The organism is Actibacterium sp. (genome assembly GCF_041584535.1).
Taxonomy (GTDB): domain Bacteria; phylum Pseudomonadota; class Alphaproteobacteria; order Rhodobacterales; family Rhodobacteraceae; genus Actibacterium_D.
Window position 1 is genome coordinate 1 of the sequence record NZ_JBFHDW010000410.1, and the last position, 1744, is coordinate 1744.

1 protein-coding gene is annotated in these 1744 nt (G+C 60.7%); it reads right to left on the reverse strand.

Annotation, left to right across the window (positions count from 1 at the left end):
- Positions 1–42: 42 nt before the first annotated feature.
- Positions 43–1744, reverse strand: a 1702-nt coding sequence (locus tag ABYW26_RS14225; protein WP_372605568.1) for an acetolactate synthase 3 large subunit, incomplete at its 5' end; no start/stop codon positions are given.

The window sequence follows — 1744 nt, forward strand, 5'->3', positions numbered from 1 at the left end:
GAGGTTGTTCAGGAGGGTCCGCATGAGAGCATGTCCTTCCCGTTACACCAGGACCGCGCCCCCGGCCTGGATCGCGCCCTCGGTCGAGGCGTCGCCGAGGAGCATCTCGTTGTGCGGCTTGCCCGACGGGATCATCGGGAAACAGTTCTCGTGTTTCTCAACCAGACAATCAAAGATCACCGGCCCGTCATAGTTGATCATCTCCATGATCGCGTCGTCCAGATCGGCCGGGTCGCTGCATTTGATGCCCTTGGCGTTAAAGGCCTCGGCCAGTTTGACGAAATCGGGCAGGGCCTCGGACCAGGATTGCGAATAGCGCTCGCCGTGCAGCAATTGCTGCCACTGGCGCACCATGCCCAGACGTTCGTTGTTCAGGATGAACTGTTTCACCGGCAGCCGGTATTGCGACGCGGTGCCCATTTCCTGCATGTTCATCAGCCACGAGGCCTCGCCCGCGACGTTCACCACCAACGCATCGGGATGTGCCAGTTGCACGCCGATCGACGCCGGGAAGCCATAGCCCATGGTCCCCAGACCGCCCGAGGTCATCCAGCGTTTGGGTTGGTCAAAGCCAAGGAATTGCGCCGCCCACATCTGGTGCTGGCCCACTTCGGTGGTGATATAGCGATCCATGCCCTTGGTCAGCGCCTCAAGGCGTTGCAGGGCATACTGCGGCTTGATGATGGTGTCCGAGTTCTTGTAGCTCAGACAGTTGATATCGCGCCACTTGTTGATCTGGGTCCACCATTTTTCCAGACCGGCCTTGTTGACCTTGCGACCGCGCGACTTCCAGATCCGCAGCATGTCTTCCAGAACATGCGCCACGTCGCCGACGATCGGCAGTTCGACATGGATGATCTTGTTGATCGAGCTGGGGTCGATATCAATGTGCGCTTTCATGGATTTCGGGCTGAAATCCGCGATCCGGCCGGTGATCCGGTCGTCGAACCGGGCACCGATGTTGATCATCAGGTCACAGTCATGCATGGCCATGTTGGCCTGATACAGGCCGTGCATCCCCAGCATCCCCAGCCATTTCTCGCCCGACGCCGGATAGGCGCCCAGACCCATCAGGGTCGAGGTAACGGGAAAGCCGGTGGCCTCGATCATTTCGCGCAGCAATTGCGTTGCCGCATCGCCCGAGTTGATGACGCCGCCGCCGGTATAGAAAATCGGCCGTTCCGCGGATTCCATCGCCTCGACCAGACGGGTGATCAGCTCGGGATCGCCTTTCAGGCGCGGCTGGTAATGGCTGGTCGCAACTTTGCGCGGCTCGGTATAGGTGCCGCTGGCGAATTGCACGTCTTTCGGGATGTCGATCAGCACCGGACCCGGACGGCCCGACGTGGCGACGTGAAACGCCTCGTGAATGGTGCCGGCCAGCGCATCGGTGTCCTTCACCAGCCAGTTGTGCTTGGTGCAGGGGCGGGTGATGCCAACGGTGTCGGCCTCTTGAAAGCCATCGGTGCCGATCATGAAGGTCGGAACCTGACCGGTGAAAACGACGATCGGAATGCTGTCCATCAGCGCATCGGTCAGACCGGTCACCGCGTTGGTGGCACCGGGACCCGAGGTCACCAGAACAACGCCGGGCTTACCGGTCGAGCGGGCATAGCCCTCGGCGGCATGAACAGCGGCCTGTTCATGGCGGACCAGAATGTGACGAATGTCATTCTGCTGGAAAATCTCGTCATAGATCGGCAGGACGGCACCGCCGGGATAGCCAAAGACCACCTCGACACCC